Origin of the sequence: Tsukamurella sp. M9C, assembly GCF_020169415.1 — a bacterium.
Lineage (GTDB): Bacteria > Actinomycetota > Actinomycetes > Mycobacteriales > Mycobacteriaceae > Tsukamurella.
In genome coordinates this window covers 52,794-70,476 of sequence record NZ_JAIULG010000013.1, presented here as the reverse complement: position 1 = coordinate 70,476, position 17,683 = coordinate 52,794, and the positions used below count along the sequence as shown (strand labels likewise).

Sequence of the window (17,683 nt, the reverse complement as noted above, 5' to 3'; positions counted from 1 at the left end):
GGAAGGGCAAAGATGAGCACTCTGCACAAGGTCAAGGCGTACTTCGGGATGGTTCCGCTGGATGCCTACGACGACGGATACGTCGACGAGGGCACCCCGCAGCCGCGCGGCCGCCGCAGCCTCGACGACGAGTTCGACGACTACCGCGGCGAGCGCGGATACGCCTACGACGGCCGTCGCGCGGACGAGTACGACGCGTACGAGCCCGCCTACGCGGACTCCTACGACGCCCGCGGCGCCTCCTACGACGCCCGCTACGACGCCGGCTACGAGCGCGGCTACCGCGAGCCCGCCCGGGCGCCGCTGCCGCGCCTGGAGCCGCTGCGGGACGTCTCGCGCACCGCCGCCCCGTCCACCCGCGGCGCGCTGGCGATGGACACCCGCGCCGACGTGCTCAGCCAGGAGAACCCGATGTCGCGCATCACCACCCTGCGTCCCACCTCCTACGAGGAGGCGCGCACGATCGGTGAGCGGTTCCGCGAGGGCATCCCGGTGATCATGGACCTGACGGCGATGGACAACGCCGACGCCAAGCGTCTCGTCGACTTCGCGGCCGGCCTGACCTTCGCGCTGCACGGCTCCTTCGACCGGATCACCACCAAGGTGTTCATGCTGGCCACGGCCGATGTGGACGTCACGGCGGAGGACCGGGCGCGGATCGCGGAGACCGGTTTCTACAACCGCTGACGGATTCGGGCAGACTAGTACCCGTGCAAGCGTTCTGGCTGACCATCGTCGCCCTCCTGTCGATCTACTCCTTCCTCCTGCTGATCCGGCTCGTCATCGAGGTGGTGAAGTCCTTCGCGAGGGAGTGGTTCCCGACCGGGATCCTCGCGATCCTGTTGGAGGCGCTGTTCACCGTCACGGATCCGCCGCTCAAGCTGCTCCGCAAGCTGATCCCGCCGGTGACCCTGGGTCCGGTCCGCCTGGACCTGTCCTACATCGTCCTGTTCCTGCTGCTCTGGGTCGCGCGTGAGCTGATCTACGCCTTCGCTCTCTGACCCGGTCAACGGGGTGATCGCGTGCGTGATTTCGGACATTTCATCGCGTGATTGTTGGGTGATGAGGAACAAACGGGTCTGGTGTGACAGGATGTGCACTAGTTACAGTGTTGGTCCGAGTGACTTGAGATCTGTCGAGCAGCCGAATTGAGGGGAAACGACCTATGAAGCTGACACCCGCCGACGTGCGGAACGTCGCGTTCAGCAAGCCGCCGATCGGCAAGCGCGGCTACAACGAGGACGAGGTGGATCAGTTCCTCGACCTGGTCGAGACCGAGCTCGCTCGGCTGATCGACGAGAACAACGATCTGCAGCAGCGCAACGCCGAGCTCGAGCGCGAGCTGGCCGAGGCCCGCGCCGGTGGCGGCGAGCAGCCGTCCGCTGACAGCACCGTCGCCTTCGCGTCGCCCGCGCCGAACGCGCCCGCGCTCGCCGAGCCGGCTCCGGCCGCTGCTGCGGCGCCGGCGACCACCGAGGAGGCGCACGTGCGCGCCGCCAAGGTGCTGGGCCTCGCGCAGGAGACCGCCGACCGGCTCACCAACAACTCGCGGTCCGAGGCCGAGAAGCTCGTCTCGGACGCGCGCGCCCAGTCGGAGGCCATGGTCACCGACGCCCGGCAGAAGTCCGAGGCCATGGTGGCCGACGCGCGTCAGCGTTCGGACGCCCTGCTCGCCGACGCGCAGACCCGTTCGGAGAACCAGCTGCGCCAGGCGCAGGAGCGCTCCGACGCACTGCAGGCCGAGGCCGAGTCGAAGCACACCGAGATCATGACCACCATCAACCAGCAGCGCACCGTGCTGGAGGGTCGGATCGAGCAGCTCAAGACGTACGAGCGCGAGTACCGTACCCGCCTCAAGACGTACCTGGAGGGACAGCTCGAGGAGCTGCAGTCGCTGCGCAGCGCCGCCCCGGTCGATCACGGCCAGGGTCGCGGTGGCGACTTCAACGACCCCGGCAACGCCGCCGGCGGCAACCAGCAGTACAAGTAGCCGCTGGTACCAGCCGGTACTAGGGCGGAGTTCTCATGCTGCTAGCCGCACTGGGGGCGACGGTCATCGGGTTCATCCTGCTGATCGTCGCCCTGGTCACGTCCAATCTCTGGCTCGCGATCGCCTGCGTGGTGGTGTCCGTGATCGGCGTCGGCCTGCTGCTCGGCGACGTCCTCACCTACCGCCGCGGCGATCGGGACAAGGCGGATCGTGCCTCCGCGCAGTGGAGCCCGGGAGACCGGGACGACGACGCGGACGACGAGGACGGGGCACCGTCGAACAGCCCCGCGCGCGCCGCTGCCACGTCGTCGGAGGACGACACCGAGGCGGAGACGCCCGCGGCCGTCGACGACGCGACGCGCGAGGCGGGCATCGTCGGGCACGAGGAATTCGGTCACCACGACGACGATGCGAACCCGACCACCCAGTTCGCGATGGGACCGCTCGGCGGTCCGACGGGGTGGGAGCACGAGTCGCCGGCCGACACGGACGACGACGCCACGCGCGGCCTGTTCGCTCCCGGGAAGTACGACCCGGACATGACCGATCAGATCCCGCAGATCCGGATCGATCAGGCGTGGGGCACGGAGTGGACTCCGCCCCAGGAGCCGGAGTCGGAAGATCCCGGCAAGAAATGACGTTGCACTGAGCGCTATCCTTGGTGACAGCACTGCGTTGATCCGGCCATCACCGGGGAGCATCCGGAAGAACGGTCCCGCCCGCGGGTCCCAGTAGAACCGGACGGGTGGGCCCGTCACAGCCCGGTTCAAGTGGCGTCGCCCCGGAAGCACCGGGGAGGCGCAAGCGGGGTGGTACCGCGGAGTTCGGCTACAGGCCGGGCATCGTCCCCGTGCTGGTTGTCGACGGCACGAGGAGTACCCGTGAGTGAGAAGCGCCCCTATCCGCTGGTCGACATGACCCGCGACGACGACGGCCCCGCCAGGACGGGCGCACCGTCGTTCCCCGACCTCGAGGAGCGCGTTCTGGCCTACTGGGCCGAGAACGACACCTTCCGCCGGTCCATCGCGAACCGTGCCGAGGCCGACGAGTTCGTCTTCTACGACGGTCCGCCCTTCGCCAACGGCCTGCCGCACTACGGCCACCTGCTGACCGGCTACGTCAAGGACCTCGTCCCGCGCTACCAGACGATGCGCGGCAAGAAGGTCGACCGCCGCTTCGGCTGGGACACCCACGGCCTGCCCGCCGAGCTCGAGGCCGAGCGCCAGCTGGGGATCAAGGACAAGTCCGAGATCGAGACCATGGGCGTGGAGAAGTTCAACGACTACTGCCGCACCTCGGTGCTGCGGTACACCGAGGAGTGGCGCCAGTACGTCACCCGCCAGGCCCGCTGGGTGGACTTCGACAACGACTACAAGACGCTCGACCTGGACTTCATGGAGTCCGTCATGTGGGCGTTCAAGACCCTCCACGAGAAGGGCCTGATCTACCAGGGCTACCGCGTGCTGCCGTACTCCTGGTACGAGCAGACGCCGCTGTCGAACCAGGAGAGCAAGCTCGACGACGCCTACAAGATGCGGCAGGACCCGGCGGTCACCGTCGGGATGCCGTTGCGCACCAAGGGCACCCCGCTGGAGGCGCTCGACGGTGTCGAGGCGCTGATCTGGACCACCACGCCCTGGACGCTGCCGTCGAACCTCGCGATCGCCGTGCACCCGGACCTGGACTACGTGCACGTGACGGGCGCGGACGGCAAGGACTACCTGCTGGCCGAGGCGCGGCTGGGCCAGTACGCCCGCGAGCTGGGGGAGTCGCCGGAGGTCAAGGGGACGTACAAGGGGCGCGAGCTCGAGTTCGCCGCCTACGAGCCGCCCTTCGACTTCTTCGCCGGGCATCCCAAGGCGCACGTGACGCTGCTCGCCGACTACGTGACCACCGATTCCGGTACCGGCGTGGTGCACCTCGCGCCGGCCTTCGGTGAGGAGGACATGGACCTGGCCACCGGCAAGTACGGCATCGAGGTCGTGCAGCCGCTGGATCCGGGCGGGAAGTTCACCTCCGCCGTGCCGCCGTACGAGGGCCTGCAGGTCTTCGACGCGAACCCGGTCATCGCCAAGGATCTCAAGGCCAAGGGCCGGCTGCTGCGGCACGAGACCATCGAGCACAGCTACCCGCACTCCTGGCGCTCCGGTCAGCCGCTGATCTACATGGCCGTGCCGTCCTGGTTCGTCGAGGTCACCAAGATCATCCCGCGCATGCTGGAGTTGAACCAGGACATCACCTGGAACCCCGCGCACATCCGCGACGGCCAGTTCGGCAAGTGGGTCGAGGGCGCGCGCGACTGGAACATCAGCCGCAACCGCTACTGGGGCGCCCCCATCCCGGTGTGGGTGTCCGACGATCCCGCGTACCCGCGCGTCGACGTCTACGGCTCGCTGGACGAGCTGGAGCGCGACTTCGGCGTGCGCCCGACGAACCTGCACCGTCCGTACATCGACGAGCTGACCCGGCCGAATCCCGATGACCCGACCGGGAAGTCGACGATGCATCGCGTTCCCGAGGTGCTGGACTGCTGGTTCGAGTCGGGCTCGATGCCCTTCGCGCAGGTGCACTACCCGTTCGAGAACCGCGACTGGTTCGACACGCACTTCCCGGGCGACTTCATCGTCGAGTACAACGGCCAGACCAAGGGCTGGTTCTACAACCTGCACGTGCTGGCGACGGCGCTGTTCGACAGCGCCGCCTTCCGTACGGTCGCGGCGCACGGCATCGTCCTCGGCCACGACGGGCTGAAGATGTCGAAGTCGAAGCGGAACTACCCGGACGTCAACGAGGTCTTCAACCGCGACGGCTCCGACGCCATGCGCTGGTTCCTCATGGCCTCGCCCATCCTGCGCGGCGGCAACCTCGTGGTCACCGAGCAGGGCATCCGCGACGGCGTGCGGCAGACGCTGCTGCCGCTGTGGAACGCCTACTCGTTCCTGCAGCTGTACGCGGAGAAGCCGGCCGTGTGGCGCACCGATTCCGAGGACGTGCTGGACCGGTACATCCTCGCGAAGCTGGCGCAGACCCGCGACGCGATGACCGAGGCGCTCGACACCTGCAACATCGCCGACGCCTGCGAGGAGCTGCGTCTCTTCGTCGACGCGCTGACGAACTGGTACGTGCGCCGCTCGCGCGCGCGGTTCTGGGACGGCGCTGACTCCGGCGCCTTCGACACGCTGTACACCGTGCTGGAGACCGTCTGCCGGCTCGCGGCGCCGCTGCTCCCCATGGCCACCGAGGCCATGTGGCGCGGCCTCACGGGCGGCGAGTCGGTGCACCTGACCGATTGGCCTTCGGAGACGGATCTGCCGGCGGATCCGGAGTTGGTCGCGGCGATGGACGAGGTCCGCGACGTCTGCTCGGTGGCGTCGTCGGTGCGCAAGGCGAACAAGCTGCGTGTGCGGCTGCCGCTGCACACGCTCACCGTCGCCGGGCCCGGCGCGGAGAAGCTCGCGCCCTTCGCGTCGATCATCGCCGACGAGGTGAACGTCCGCGACGTGCAGGTCTCGCCCGACGCCGATCAGTACGGCCGGGTCGAGATCGCCGTGAACGCGCGCGCCGCGGGCCCGCGCCTGGGCAAGGACGTGCAGACGGTGATCAAGGCCGTGAAGTCCGGCGACTACACCGTCGCCGACGGGGTCGTGACCGCCGCGGGCATCGCCCTGCAGGACGGCGAGTACACGCGCAAGCTGGTCGCCGCCGCGCCCGACTCCACCGCGGAGCTGCCCGACGGTGCCGGGCTCGTCGTGCTCGACCTCACGGTCGACGCCGAGCTCGAGGCCGAGGGCTGGGCCAAGGATCGGATCCGTGAGCTGCAGGAGGCGCGACGGTCCGCCGGCCTCGACGTGAGCGACCGGATCTCCCTGGTGCTCGACGTGCCGGCCGAGCACCAGGCGGCCGCGGAGGCGCACCGGGACCTCATCGCGGGCGAGGTGCTGGCCACGTCGCTGGAGTTCGCGGCCGTGCCCGACGGGGTGGATCTGGGCGATGGTGTCCGAGGCCGACTCACCAAGGCCTGATCCCGGGGCGCGGTCGGACAGGAGCGCCCGCTGGGTGCTCCACTTCGACATGGACGCCTTCTTCGCGTCCTGCGAGCAGCTGACCCGGCCCACCCTGCGCGGGCGTCCCGTGCTGGTGGGCGGGCTCGGCGGCCGCGGCGTTGTGGCCGGGTGCTCGTACGAGGCGCGCGTCTTCGGCGCGCGCTCCGCCATGCCGATGCACCAGGCACGGCGGCTCGTCGGCGCGGGCGCGGTGGTGCTGCCGCCGCGCGGCGCCCTGTACGGCACCGTCAGCCGGCGGGTCTTCGCGACCGTGCGGGAGCTCATCCCCGTGGTCGAGACCCTGTCCTTCGACGAGGCCTTCGGCGAGCCGGTCGAGCTCGCCGGGGCCTCCACCGACGAGGTGACGGCGTTCGCCGAGGAGCTCCGCGCCCGGATCCGCGGCGCGACGGGGCTCGTCGCCTCCGTCGGCGCGGGGGCGGGGAAGCAGGCCGCCAAGATCGCCTCCGGGCTCGCCAAGCCCGACGGGGTGTCCGTCATCCCGCCCGCCGCGCAGGAATCGATGCTGTACCCGCTGCCGGTGCGCAAGCTCTGGGGGATCGGCCCGGTGGCGGGGGAGCGGCTGTCCCGCTTGGGGATCGACACCATCGGCCAGTTCGCGGCGATGAGCGAGGTCGAGGTGGTGTCGGTGCTCGGCGTCACGCTGGGGCCGGCGCTGCACCGGCTGGCCCGCGGCGAGGACGACCGGCCGGTCGCGGTGAACGGCGAGGCGAAGTCGATCAGCGCGGAGCACACCCTCGAGACCGACGTGACGACCATGAACGCCCTGCGGCGGGAGATCGACCGGAGCGCCGAGCACGCGCTGCGGCGGCTGCGACGGGACGGGCGCGGGGCGCGCACCGTCGTGCTCAAGCTCAAGCGGTCGGACATGTCCCTGCTCACCCGGTCCGCGACGCTGCCGTCCGCCACCACCGACGGTGCCGTGCTCACCGCGACCGCGCAGCGCCTCGCGCTCGACCCCATGGAGGTCGGCGGCCTGCGGCTCGTCGGGGTCGGCTTCACAGGCCTCAGCAGCGTCGAGCAGTTCACGCTGTTCGGCGAGGAGAGCGACAAGAGCGACGACATCTCCGGGGAAGCCGACGAGGTCGCAGACGACGACGGCGGTGTGGACCCGGCCGAGGTCCAGGTACCTGTGGTGGGGTGGCGCCCCGGCATGGACGTGCGTCACCCCGAGTTCGGGCACGGCTGGGTGCAGGGCGCCGGCCACGGCGTGCTGTCGGTGCGCTTCGAGACCCGGACCTCGGGCGCCGGCCGCATGCGCAGCTTCAAGGCCGACGACCCCGACCTCCGCGAGGCCGACCCGCTGGACTCCCTCGACTGGCCCGCCGAGCACCTGCGCACCGACGAGGACGACGAGGACTGAGCTACTCGCCGTACGCGGCGAATCCGGCGCGCATTCCTGTCTCAGCTCGACGCTCCCCGGTGACGTGTCCGCGGTCATGGCTGGATGCTCGCCGTCAGGCGGCGGCGCGCAGGTCGGCGGGCATCTGGCAGTTCCACGGCTCGTCAGCGTCATGTTCGGCAAGGAGGGCTTCGAGGATGGGCGGGCCGTGGGGTCCATCGAGGATCGCGCCGATGTCGTCGTGGATCGTGCCGACGCACTTGCTGTGCTGGACACGCAGTTCCTCGCTGCGCCACAGGTTCCGAAGCTCCGCGCAGCGGGCGCGCCACCGTTCGAGTGCGTGTCGGTAGAGCTCGTCGGCGTGATGCTTGTGGTTCACCCGGTGCTCGTGCGACGGATCCGCGGTGCGTCGCCAGCCGGTGCGGCCCGCGTACTCGCCGCTGCGGACTGTGATCGTGTCCCATCCGCGCGGGTTCTCCGTGAGGTCGGGGACGACCTTGCCGTGGTGGGCGTCGCACGCGAGCGTGAGCGCGGTGACGTCGGTGGCGCCGCCGTGGGCCCACTCGGTGATGTGGTGGACCTGGCAGCGGGTGGCGGGCGCGTCGCATCCGGGTGCGGTGCAGCCCTTCTCGGAGCCGTACAGCGCGATCCGCTGATCCGCGGACGCGAGGCGCTTCTCCCGCCCCAGGAACAGCGGCCGAGAGGCGAGGTCCAACACGAGGACGTACTTCGGATTGGCGCCCATCATGCGTAGCGCGTCGGCGACCGGGAGCCGGCCACCGGTGGCGGTGGTCGCGATGCCGGTCTCCGACTCGAGCTGATCGATGCCGAGCGTGATGATCGGGACGCAGGGCACTCCTCGGTGCTGCCCGAGCCCGCCCGACGCGATGGCGAGCCCCAGCGCGGTCACCAGCGCGTCGTGGTTGCGTTGCGGCGTGGTGCGCCGGTCGCGCTCGGCGGCCGCCCGCACCGCGTCCTGATCCGCCAGGTCCACGGGATCGTCTGCGTCTGCGGGGTTGTTCACGCCGGGCCGCGCGAGCTTCTCCAGGATCGTGTCCAGTAGCGCGCGGCCCTCGGGGGAGAGGTCACCGTCGAGCGCCGTCATCAGATCCTCGTCCTGCTTGCCCACGGTGAGCCCGCGGGCGCGATCGACGACATCGGAATCGGGCTCCGCCCCATCGGGATCGAGGTGTGCGAGCGCGCGGGCGCCGATGACGGCGAGGTCCTCCGGCGTGACGTCCGCGGCGGCGGTGACGAGCACGTCCTCGAGGATCGCGGCCTGGTCGGGGCGGATCGTCTTGCGACAGCTCGCGAAGACCCGCTCGATGGCGAGGGCATGCCGGTCCGAGATCGCCCCCTCCTGCTGCGCCTCGGCTACGAGCGGGTACCGGGGCTCGGGGCACACGCCGTGCCCGTGCTGGGGAGCGCGGTCCCGCGCGCCGTGGATCCGATCCCGCGCCTCGCCGCCCGCGAGACGGAGCCGCTGCACCAGCAGCTCCTTCATGCCGGTGTACCCCAGTTGCCCCGGCAGACCCTGTTCCACCGCGACCTGAGTGAGGAGGTGCTGGCCGAAGGGCACCATCCGAACCGCTGTCTCCAGCCGCTCCAGCGAGGCGAGAACGTCCTGTGAGTCGAGCATGACGGGGTCGGCCTGCGCGAGCCGCTCGGCCGCCTGTTCGAAGCAGGCGAGCGCATCGAGATACTCCGCTGCTGTGCAGGTAGAAGTCTCCATCTGGCCCCCTTGAATACCTCGATTCTACCTCGGCGTTCGATGGGACTGCAACATTCATCGATAAAAAGTTCGATGACGCGGTGGGTCGTCAGGGCGCGAGCATCACCGAGCGCAGGCGCTCCAGGTCGGCGAGCACCGTCGCGCAGTCCCGGGCGAAGTCGGCGTCGCTCGCGCCCAGCCGCCGCACCGTGAACAGCACCTCCGCGCCGTCCGGGTGCGTCAGCACGCGCAGGGGATTGTTCACGACGGTGCCGTCGGGCAGAGTCACGTCGTGGTCGAGGACGCCGAACGGATTGTCCGGCGCGAACCGCACCCGCACCTCGCCCATCGGCGAGTCCGTCAGCAGGTCGTCACCGTCGAACCGCACGCCGGTCGCGAGGCCGGCCGCCCAGCGGACGAGGTTCTGCGGATCGCGCGCGAAGGCGTACACCTCCTCCGCCGGACGGGGGATCACGACGCTGATGTGGCGGGACTCCTCGGTCATTCCGCCACGCTACCGAGGTTCGACGGGACGCGGCTAGGGTGCGAGGGCGACGTGCGGCTCGGCGCGAACGGATACCGGTCAGGCAGGGAGAGACGATGACATCGATACTCGACGGAATCGTGGTCGCGGACTTCAGTCGCGTGCTGGCGGGTCCCCTTGCGACGGTGATGCTCGCGGACCTCGGCGCCGACGTGATCAAGCTAGAACGTCCCGGCACCGGCGACGACACCCGGGCCTGGGGACCGCCCTGGACCGAGCGGACCAGCGCCTACTTCGAGTCGGCGAACCGCTCCAAGCGCAGCGTCGAGCTCGACCTCGACGATCCCGAGGACCGCGCCGCCGCCCGCGAACTGGCGCTCCGCGCCGACGTTCTCGTCGAGAACTTCCGCAGCGGGGCGCTCGAGAAGAAGGGCTTCGGCTACGAGGAGTTGGCCGCGGCCAACCCGCGCCTGATCTACTGCTCCGTCACCGGTTTCGGCTCCGGCGAGGGCGCCGCCCTGCCGGGCTACGACTTCCTCGTCCAGGCCGTCGGCGGGCTGATGAGCATCACGGGCGAGCCGGACGGCGATCCGATGAAGGTGGGCGTCGCCCTCGTCGACGTCGTCACCGCCAAGGACGCCGTCGCCGGGATCCTCGCCGCCCTCTACGAGCGGGAGCGCTCGGGCCTGGGGCAGCGCGTCGAGGTGAATCTGCTCTCGTCCCTTCTCGGTTCGCTCGCCAACCAGGGCGCGAACTTCCTCGCGACGGACACCGCCCCGGCACGGATGGGCAACACCCACCCGTCGATCTCGCCCTACGAGACCCTCCGATGCCGCGACGGCATCATCGCCGTGGCGTGCGGCAACGACGGTCAGTTCGCCCGGCTCGCGGGCACCGTCGGCGCCGCGGAACTGGCGGACGATCCGCGGTTCGCGACCAATCCCGACCGCGTGCGGCACCGCGCCGAGATGGTCGCGCTGCTCGAGGACCGCCTCGCGGCGCAGGACGCCGAGGAGTGGGCCCGCAGACTGACCGATGCCGGGGTCCCGGCCGGCACCGTCGGCGACGTCGCCTCGGGATTCGCGCTCGCCGACCGCCTCGGGCTGCGCCCGCGGGTCACCGTCGGCGACGGTGCGATGGACCAGGTGCGCAACCCGATCGCCTTCTCGCGCACCCCCGTCGCCGACTACCGCCGACCGCCGGCCCTGGGCGAGCACACCGACGCAGTCCGCGCCGCACTGAACTCTCCGAAGCAGTGCGACTGAAACGCCGTCAGTTCACGTCCGCGAACGCCTCGACGGCCTCGTTCCGGCCCGCCACGATCAACACGTCGCCGTCCTGGACGATCGTGTCGTAGTCGGCGTGCGTGAAATCCTCGCCGGGGTGCTTGATCGCGACCACGGTGATCCCGTACTTGTACCGCACGCCGGAATCCTTGAGCGCCTTCCCGACGATGCTGCGCGGCGCGTGCGCCTTGACCATCGCGTAGTCCTGCTCGAACTCCACGTAGTCGAGCATCTTCCCGCCCGTCACCAAATGCGCCACCCGCTCGCCCATCTCGTGCTCGGGGAGCACCACGTGGTGTGCGCCGACCCGCTCGAGGATCCTGCGGTGCTGATGGCTCGTGGCTTTCGCCCAGATGTTGGGGATCCGGAACTCGGCGAGCAGCGAGGTCGTGAGGATCCCGGCTTCGAGATCCGACCCGATGGCGACCACCGCGTGCTCGAAGTCGGGGACTCCCAACTGCTTCAGCGCCTCCTCGTCGGTGGAGTCGGCGACGGCGGCGTACGTCAGGTCGTCGGAGATGCGCTGGACCCGGCGCGGATCGGCGTCCAGCCCGAGTACTTCCGCGCCCTGCAGGATGAGCTCGTTCGCCAGGGACGTCCCGAACCGCCCCAGCCCGATCACGACGATGCGCATTCCGCTGCGTTTGAGTGACTTAGCCAACGATCGGACGCTCCTCCGGCAATTCGTAACGGCGTTCGCGCTCACGCAGGGCGAGCGCGGACGCCACGGTCACGGGACCGAGTCGGCCCGCGAACATCAGCACCACCAGCAGTATCCGCCCGCCGAGGGGCAGCTCGTCGGTGATTCCGGTGCTCAGGCCCACCGTCGAGAACGCCGACACCACCTCGAACAGCACCACGTCGAGGTCGAACCGCGTCATCTGCAGCATGATCAGCGTGCCCGTCATCACCGCGCCCACGCTCATCAGGGCCACCGTGATCGCCTGGCGCTGCACGTCCGCGCCGATGCGCCGGCCGAACGCGTGCACGGTGGGCTCGCCCCGGATCTCGGCCCAGATCACGAACGCCAGGATCGCGAACGTCGTCACCTTGATCCCGCCCGCCACACCGCCGCTGCCGCCGCCGATGAACATCAGGACGTCGGTCGTCAGCAGCGACGTCGGGTGCATCGCTCCCACGTCGATCGAGTTGAAACCGGCGGTCCGCGGCGAGACGCCCGCGAACGTGCCGGTGAGGATCTTGCCGGCGACGTCCCGCGGCCCCAGCGTGGCCGGGTTCGTCCACTCGAACGCGGTGATCATCGCGACGCCCACCACCGTGAGCGCGAAGTAGGTGACCAGTGTCAGCTTGGTGTGCAGCGACCATCGGGTGAGCGCGGTCTCGCGACCCACGCTGCGCCGCACCGCCCGCGTGACCTCGTAGATCACCGGGAAGCCGAGTCCGCCGATCACGATCGCGACCATGATCGGCACGATGATCATCGGGTCGGTGGCGAACCGCGTGAGGCTGTCGCCCCACAGCGCGATGCCCGCGTTGTTGTAGGCGGTGACGGCGTGGAACACGGCGAGGTACGCCGCCCGCCCGAGGGAGTGGTCGTAGGCGGTCGCGAACCGCGCGAACAGGAACAGCGCCGTCACCGCCTCCACTGCGAGGCTCATCCGGACCACACCGAGCACCACCCGTTTGCTCTCGCCGAGCTGCAGGCTCTTGTTCTCCGCCTGCGCCACGATCTGCAGCCGTAGCCCGATGTGCCGCGCCACGAGCAGCCCCAGCAGCGACGCCAGCGAGATGATCCCGAGGCCGCCCACCTGCACCAGCACCATGATCACCACCTCGCCGAAGGTGGACCAGTGCGATTCGGTGTCGACCACCGCGAGGCCGTTGACGCACACCGCCGACGTGGCGGTGAACAGGGCCGTACTCAGGCCGGTCCGCCGGCCGTCGGTCGACGCGATCGGCAGGGAGAGCAGGATGGTGCCGAGCACCGTCGTCAGGCCGAAACCGAGGACGATCAGGCGTGCCGGCTGGGTGGGGCCGGCCATTCCGCGGGCCATGAGCCGAACCTACCGCGCCCCCGGGCTACCGCCCCAGATACGCCCCGATCCACCGCGGGCCCACGCCGGCCGCCAGTAGCGCCAGCAGCACGATCCGCGCCTGGCCGGGCCGCAGGCGCCGCGACAGCAGCGCCCCGGCGGCGACGAGATCGGCCGCGCCGCCGCCCCCGCCGTACGCCGCGTCGACGGGTCCGGACGCGATCCGCGTGGAGACGACCACGACGACACCCGCGTCCAGGGCGCGCCGCACCGCGTCCGCCAGCGCCACCGTCGTGTTCCCGCTTCCGGTGCCCGCCAGCACGATCCCGCGCGCCCCGGCTTCGACGGCCGCGTCGACGAGCGCACCGTCGGCCCCCGGATACGACGCCACGACGTCCACCCGGACCCCCGCGACCGGCGCGGGCTTGGTCAGCAGCCGGTGCGGCGCGGTGCCGGCGAGCTCGGCCACGGGGAGGCCGCCGGCGAAGGGCTGCGGCGCGACCGTGGAGACCTTAGCGAGGCCACGCACCGTCTGGACCTGCCCGGCGAAGGAGAGCAGCACCCCGAGTCCGCGGTAGGCGGGGTCGGCGGCGACGGCGATCGCCTCCGCGAGGTTCGCGGGACCGTCGGCGGCGGGGGAGTCGGCGGGGTGCTGCGCGCCGGTGAAGACGACGGGCCGCGGGTCCGCATGCGTGAGATCGACCAGCAGTGAGGTCTCCTCCATGGTGTCCGTGCCGTGCGTCACCACGACGCCCGCCACGCCCGGGTCGCCGAGGGCGTCCGTGACCGCGGCGCGGATCTCGTCCAGCTGGTCGAGCGTCAGCGCGGACGAGTCCGCCGAGGTCACGTCGCGGACCGTCACGTCGACGCCGGGTACGGCCCCGGCGGTCGCGACCAGCGCCGCGCCCGCGTCGGCGGGGACCGCGGCGCCGGCGTCGTCGTAACGGCTGGCGATGGTGCCGCCCGTGGCGAGCACGATCACTTCAGGCATGCGAGCAGCATCGCATGCCGGACGCGGGCTGCGGTGGCGCACCGCGCCGCGTTTGGCATAGTGGAGGCGGCGAAGCAGCGGCCGGACGGAGGTGAACTTCTCGATGCGCGGACGGGTCTTCATGGCCCCCGTCGCGGTACTCGTGGGCCTGGCCTGCGGTGCCTGCAGCGGGGAGAGCACCGAATCGCGGTCGAGCACCCCCTCGGCCGTCTCCGCCCAGGTGACGGAGGCCCCGTCGAGCACGCCGGACCGCGCGCCGTCGACGCAGCAGCTCGAGGAGATGCTCTCCCGGGCCGTCGATCCGAAGGTCCCGCTCGAGGAGAAGGTGCAGCTGGTGCAGGGCGCCACCCCCGCCGACGCCCCGCTGTTCGACGAGCTGGTCAAGCTGCGCAGCGACAATCCTCAGGTCAGCTGGCACATCGGCCGACCGGTGCTGGAGCAGCCGGGCCTGGCGAAGGCGCAGTTCTCGGTGCTCATGGGCGGCACGAACCAGCTCGCCTACGCGTCCCTCGCCTTCGACGAGGGCCGGTGGAAGCTGCAGCGCTCCTACGCCTGCCAGATGATCGTCCAGGTCGGGCGCGACTCGCCCTCCTGCCACTGACCGCGGGATCCGGGCTACTTCGGCCCGAACCGGTAGACGCTGCCCGTCTTCTGCGTGAGCTTCTTCGCCGGATCGTCGCCGAGCAGCGTGCGGCCGCCCTCCAACTGCACGCCGCCCTGGCCGAAGGCCCGCGCCGGGTCGATCTCGATGGTGCCGTTGCCCTCGGAGGTGTAGCTCTCGATCGTCAGGGTGGTGCCGCTGCCGGGCACCCGGAAGACGGAGTCGTCGGGCGACTCGTCGACCTTCGCCTTCAGCTCGGGCCGCTCGACGGTGCCGCCGAGCGTCACCTGCATGGTCTGGGTGAGGGTGCTGTCGGCGCGGATGGACCGCGTGACGGTCCACGTCGCGCCCGGGGCGACCGGCTCGGCGGGCAGGGGAACGAGCCGCAGGAAGGTCTGCAGCAGGGCCTGCTCGAACGTGGACTGCGCCTCGGCGGAGACTCCGGGCGGGGCAGCGAGGGTGAACGCGCGCACCTCGCCGCTCGGGGCGAGCCGCACGCGGGCGACGGACCCGGCCTCGACCTCGAGGGCCTGCGTGGTGGCGGCGTCGGTGGACCGCGGCGCGGCGAAGAAGAGGTAGACGTCGAGCGGATCGGCGCAGGTCGGCTGCGCGACCATCGGCAGCGTGACGTCGCGGTTGCCACCCGACGGTGGCTCGGTCCCGACCTGGGAGACCTGCAGGGAGTTGGTGAACAGGGCGTACTCCGCGACCGCGGTCGGGCGCACCGTCAGCGCGCGCGGCGCACCGGTGCCGGGGGAGTCGAGCACCACCTTCGCCTGTGGCACGTCGACGGTGACCGCGTGGCTGGGGAGCGCCGGCGGGGTCGCGACGCAGCCCGCCGTCGCGGCCGGGGCCGCCACCGACTGCCGGGCGGGCGCCGCCGACGAGGAGGCGCCGGCGCCGGCGGAGTCGCCGTCCCCGCATCCCGCGAGGGCGGTGACGAGCACCACCGTCGATGTCGCCACCACCGGGACCAGCCGCAACCGCTTGCCATGCACACCGCCACCGTAGTGGATGATGGAGCCATGGATTCCCCCGCAACCGCACGGCCGAGCTGGTATCGGAACCCGCGCATCCTCCTGGCGGTGGTCGCGGTCGCGGTCTTCCTCATCGACCTGGCCGCGAAGACCACGGTGGTCCGGCACATGACCTACGGCGAGAAGATCCACGTGCTCGGCCCGTTCAGCCTGCTGTTCGTGAAGAACCCGGGCGCCGCCTTCTCCATGGCCACCGGCTACACCTGGGTGCTCACGCTGATCGCCGTGGGCGTCGTCGTATGGATCGTGCGGATGGGCTCCAAGCTCACGTCGCTGCCCTGGGCGCTCGGCCTCGGCCTGGTCCTCGGCGGCGCGCTGGGCAACCTCGCCGACCGGATCTTCCGTGCTCCCGGCGTCTTCCGGGGCCACGTGATCGACTTCTTCTCCGTCGGCGACTGGTTCCCCGTGTTCAACACCGCCGACTGCGCGATCAGCGTCGCCGCCGTGCTGCTCGTGGCGCTCACGCTGTTCGGGCGCGACCCCTACGAGGGCTTCGGCGAGAAGCGCACGCGCACACCGGATAAGACCACGGCCGAGAAGGCCGGCACCACCGGATCGGAGGCGACCGATGCGTGAATCGCGCACCATGCCCGTGCCCGACGGGCTCGACGGCCTGCGGGTCGACGCGGGCGTCGCCCGCCTGCTGGGGCTCTCGCGGACCGTCGTCTCCGAGCTGGCCGCCGAGGGCTCCGTCACGCTCGACGGGGTCGCGGTCGGCAAGTCCGACAAGCTGCACGCCGGGGCCCTGCTCGACGTGACGCTCCCCGAGCCCGCGCGGCCGCTGGAGATCGTCGCCGAGCCCGTGCCCGGGATGAACATCCTCTACTCCGACGCCGACATCGTCGTCGTCGACAAGCCCGTGGGCGTCGCCGCGCACGCCTCCGTCGGCTGGACCGGTCCGACGGTGATCGGCGGCCTCGCCGCCGCCGGCTTCCGGATCTCCACCTCGGGCGCGGCCGAGCGGCAGGGCATCGTGCACCGCCTCGACGTCGGCACCTCCGGCGTCATGGCCGTCGCCGTCTCCGAGCGCGCTTACACCGTGCTCAAGCGGGCGTTCAAGCAGCGCACCGTCGACAAGCGGTACCACGCGCTGGTACAGGGCCACCCGGATCCGATGTCCGGCACCATCGACGCCCCGATCGGCCGGCACCGCAGCTCCGACTGGAAGTTCGCGGTCACCAAGGACGGCAAGCCGTCGATCACGCACTACGACACGATCGAGGCCTTCCAGGCCGCGACGCTGCTGGACGTGCACCTCGAGACCGGCCGCACGCACCAGATCCGCGTGCATTTCGCGGCGCTGCACCACCCGTGCTGCGGCGACCAGACCTACGGCTCCGACCCGGTTCTCGCCAAGCGGCTGGGCCTGGACCGGCAGTGGCTGCACGCCCGCACCCTGGGCTTCACGCACCCCACGCAGGGGGAGTACGTGGAGTTCACCTCGCCCTACCCCGACGATCTGCAGCACGCCCTGGACGTCCTGCGGGACGCGTGACCCGGACCCTCGCCGGCTGGGCCGCGCTGCTCGCCGTCGCCCTCGGCCTGGCCTTCTGGCTCGGCTCGGCGACGCCGGTGCGGGTTGCGCGGTCCGACGGTGACCGGCTCGGCCCGCAGTCCGGCCAGGCCGTCGCCGAGTACCTCGGCGAGGCGCGCGCGTCGCTGGCCGCGGCGCCCGCGGGGGAGCGGCGCTGGGCGCTGATCTCCCCGGCGACCGAGTGGACGCCCGACGAGGTGTGGACCCGTGCCGCGGGCCTGGACCGCGTGGGCCGCGTGCTGGTCCGGGTGCGCATCCCCGGCGTCCAGACCCCCACGGCGACGGTGCCGCCCGGCCAGAGCATCGAGGGCGTGCGGGCGGTGAACGAGCTGGCCGCCCTGGCGATGCCGGGACTCGTCGCCCCCGGGGCGCGGGGTGACGCGATCGCCCGTGTCACCGCCTCCCGCTTGCGCGCGGGTGTTCCCGCGGTGGTCGGCGTCGTGGCGTGGGGCACGGGCGAGGCGCTGCGCGCGGTGTCCGGCCGGCCCGGGGTGCGGTCCGTCCAGGTCCTCCCGCGCGACGGTGCCCGGTTCGGCGTCTCCGCCCTGCTCCCGTCGTCGGCGGTGACCGTCGTCCCCGGCCCCGATGACCGTCCGGTGCCGCCGCGATAGATTGCTGTTCTGGATCTGTATCGTGTTGATATGAATTCGTC

At 71.1% G+C, this 17,683-nt stretch carries 17 protein-coding genes; 11 read left to right on the top strand and 6 right to left on the bottom strand.

Translation table 11 applies throughout. The features are described from left to right. The first annotated feature begins 12 nt into the window (after positions 1–12). From LB823_RS09145 to LB823_RS09120, 6 genes are all read left to right on the top strand, one after another. Entirely contained in the window at positions 13–687 is a 675-nt protein-coding gene (locus tag LB823_RS09145; RefSeq protein ID WP_224646637.1) for a cell division protein SepF, read from the top strand. Positions 688–710: 23 nt separating this feature from the next. Next, positions 711–1,001, top strand: coding sequence for a YggT family protein (locus LB823_RS09140; protein WP_224646635.1), 291 nt, complete (start codon positions 711–713; stop codon positions 999–1,001). Positions 1,002–1,165: 164 nt separating this feature from the next. Further along, entirely contained in the window at positions 1,166–1,990 is an 825-nt protein-coding gene (locus tag LB823_RS09135; protein ID WP_224646633.1) for a DivIVA domain-containing protein, read from the top strand. A gap of 35 nt (positions 1,991–2,025) precedes the next feature. Then, positions 2,026–2,628 carry a hypothetical protein gene (locus tag LB823_RS09130; RefSeq protein WP_224646631.1) on the top strand — a complete coding sequence of 201 codons (603 nt, stop codon included), beginning with the start codon at positions 2,026–2,028 and terminating at the stop codon, positions 2,626–2,628. 276 nt (positions 2,629–2,904) lie between these two features. Beyond that, complete coding sequence (ileS, locus tag LB823_RS09125) at positions 2,905–6,012, top strand: isoleucine--tRNA ligase (protein WP_224646649.1); 3,108 nt, start codon at positions 2,905–2,907, stop codon at positions 6,010–6,012. Further along, the gene (locus LB823_RS09120) at positions 5,981–7,414 is read left to right on the top strand and encodes a DNA polymerase IV (RefSeq protein ID WP_224646629.1); all 1,434 of its coding nucleotides are present in this window, start codon (positions 5,981–5,983) and stop codon (positions 7,412–7,414) included. Before ileS ends, LB823_RS09120 begins: the two co-directional genes overlap by 32 nt. A gap of 94 nt (positions 7,415–7,508) precedes the next feature. Here the strand turns inward: LB823_RS09120 and LB823_RS09115 are convergent, their stop codons facing one another. Next, positions 7,509–9,125 carry an HNH endonuclease signature motif containing protein gene (locus tag LB823_RS09115; RefSeq protein WP_224646628.1) on the bottom strand — a complete coding sequence of 539 codons (1,617 nt, stop codon included), beginning with the start codon at positions 9,123–9,125 and terminating at the stop codon, positions 7,509–7,511. 88 nt (positions 9,126–9,213) lie between these two features. Further along, positions 9,214–9,609 (bottom strand): SRPBCC family protein, encoded by a 396-nt coding sequence (locus LB823_RS09110; protein WP_224646626.1) that lies wholly within the window; start codon positions 9,607–9,609, stop codon positions 9,214–9,216. Positions 9,610–9,704: 95 nt separating this feature from the next. Here LB823_RS09110 and LB823_RS09105 point away from each other — a divergent pair, with 95 nt between their 5' ends. After that, positions 9,705–10,853, top strand: coding sequence for a CaiB/BaiF CoA-transferase family protein (locus LB823_RS09105; protein WP_224646624.1), 1,149 nt, complete (start codon positions 9,705–9,707; stop codon positions 10,851–10,853). A gap of 7 nt (positions 10,854–10,860) precedes the next feature. Here LB823_RS09105 and LB823_RS09100 read toward each other — a convergent pair whose 3' ends face one another. The 3 genes from LB823_RS09100 to LB823_RS09090 are packed head-to-tail and all read right to left on the bottom strand — an operon-like array spanning position 10,861 to position 13,859. Then, positions 10,861–11,508 carry a TrkA family potassium uptake protein gene (locus LB823_RS09100; protein WP_224646623.1) on the bottom strand — a complete coding sequence of 216 codons (648 nt, stop codon included), beginning with the start codon at positions 11,506–11,508 and terminating at the stop codon, positions 10,861–10,863. Positions 11,509–11,527: 19 nt separating this feature from the next. Beyond that, the gene (locus tag LB823_RS09095) at positions 11,528–12,889 is read right to left on the bottom strand and encodes a TrkH family potassium uptake protein (RefSeq protein WP_224646622.1); all 1,362 of its coding nucleotides are present in this window, start codon (positions 12,887–12,889) and stop codon (positions 11,528–11,530) included. Between the two features lie 25 nt (positions 12,890–12,914). Further along, positions 12,915–13,859 (bottom strand): asparaginase, encoded by a 945-nt coding sequence (locus tag LB823_RS09090; protein ID WP_224646621.1) that lies wholly within the window; start codon positions 13,857–13,859, stop codon positions 12,915–12,917. A gap of 103 nt (positions 13,860–13,962) precedes the next feature. On the opposite strand from LB823_RS09090, the gene LB823_RS09085 reads away from it, so the two are divergent. Continuing rightward, positions 13,963–14,460 (top strand): hypothetical protein, encoded by a 498-nt coding sequence (locus LB823_RS09085; RefSeq protein ID WP_224646620.1) that lies wholly within the window; start codon positions 13,963–13,965, stop codon positions 14,458–14,460. A gap of 14 nt (positions 14,461–14,474) precedes the next feature. Here the strand turns inward: LB823_RS09085 and LB823_RS09080 are convergent, their stop codons facing one another. Then, positions 14,475–15,458, bottom strand: coding sequence for a hypothetical protein (locus LB823_RS09080; RefSeq protein ID WP_224646619.1), 984 nt, complete (start codon positions 15,456–15,458; stop codon positions 14,475–14,477). A 27-nt stretch (positions 15,459–15,485) separates the two neighbouring features. Here LB823_RS09080 and lspA point away from each other — a divergent pair, with 27 nt between their 5' ends. The 3 genes from lspA to LB823_RS09065 are packed head-to-tail and all read left to right on the top strand — an operon-like array spanning position 15,486 to position 17,642. Continuing rightward, positions 15,486–16,073, top strand: coding sequence for a signal peptidase II (lspA, locus tag LB823_RS09075; RefSeq protein WP_224646618.1), 588 nt, complete (start codon positions 15,486–15,488; stop codon positions 16,071–16,073). After that, positions 16,066–16,992: an RluA family pseudouridine synthase gene (locus LB823_RS09070; RefSeq protein ID WP_224646617.1), complete on the top strand. Its 927-nt coding sequence runs from the start codon at positions 16,066–16,068 to the stop codon at positions 16,990–16,992. Before lspA ends, LB823_RS09070 begins: the two co-directional genes overlap by 8 nt. Further along, on the top strand, positions 16,989–17,642 hold the full coding sequence (locus tag LB823_RS09065; RefSeq protein WP_224646615.1) for a hypothetical protein: 654 nt from the start codon (positions 16,989–16,991) through the stop codon (positions 17,640–17,642). Before LB823_RS09070 ends, LB823_RS09065 begins: the two co-directional genes overlap by 4 nt. The last annotated feature ends 41 nt before the right edge of the window (positions 17,643–17,683 follow it).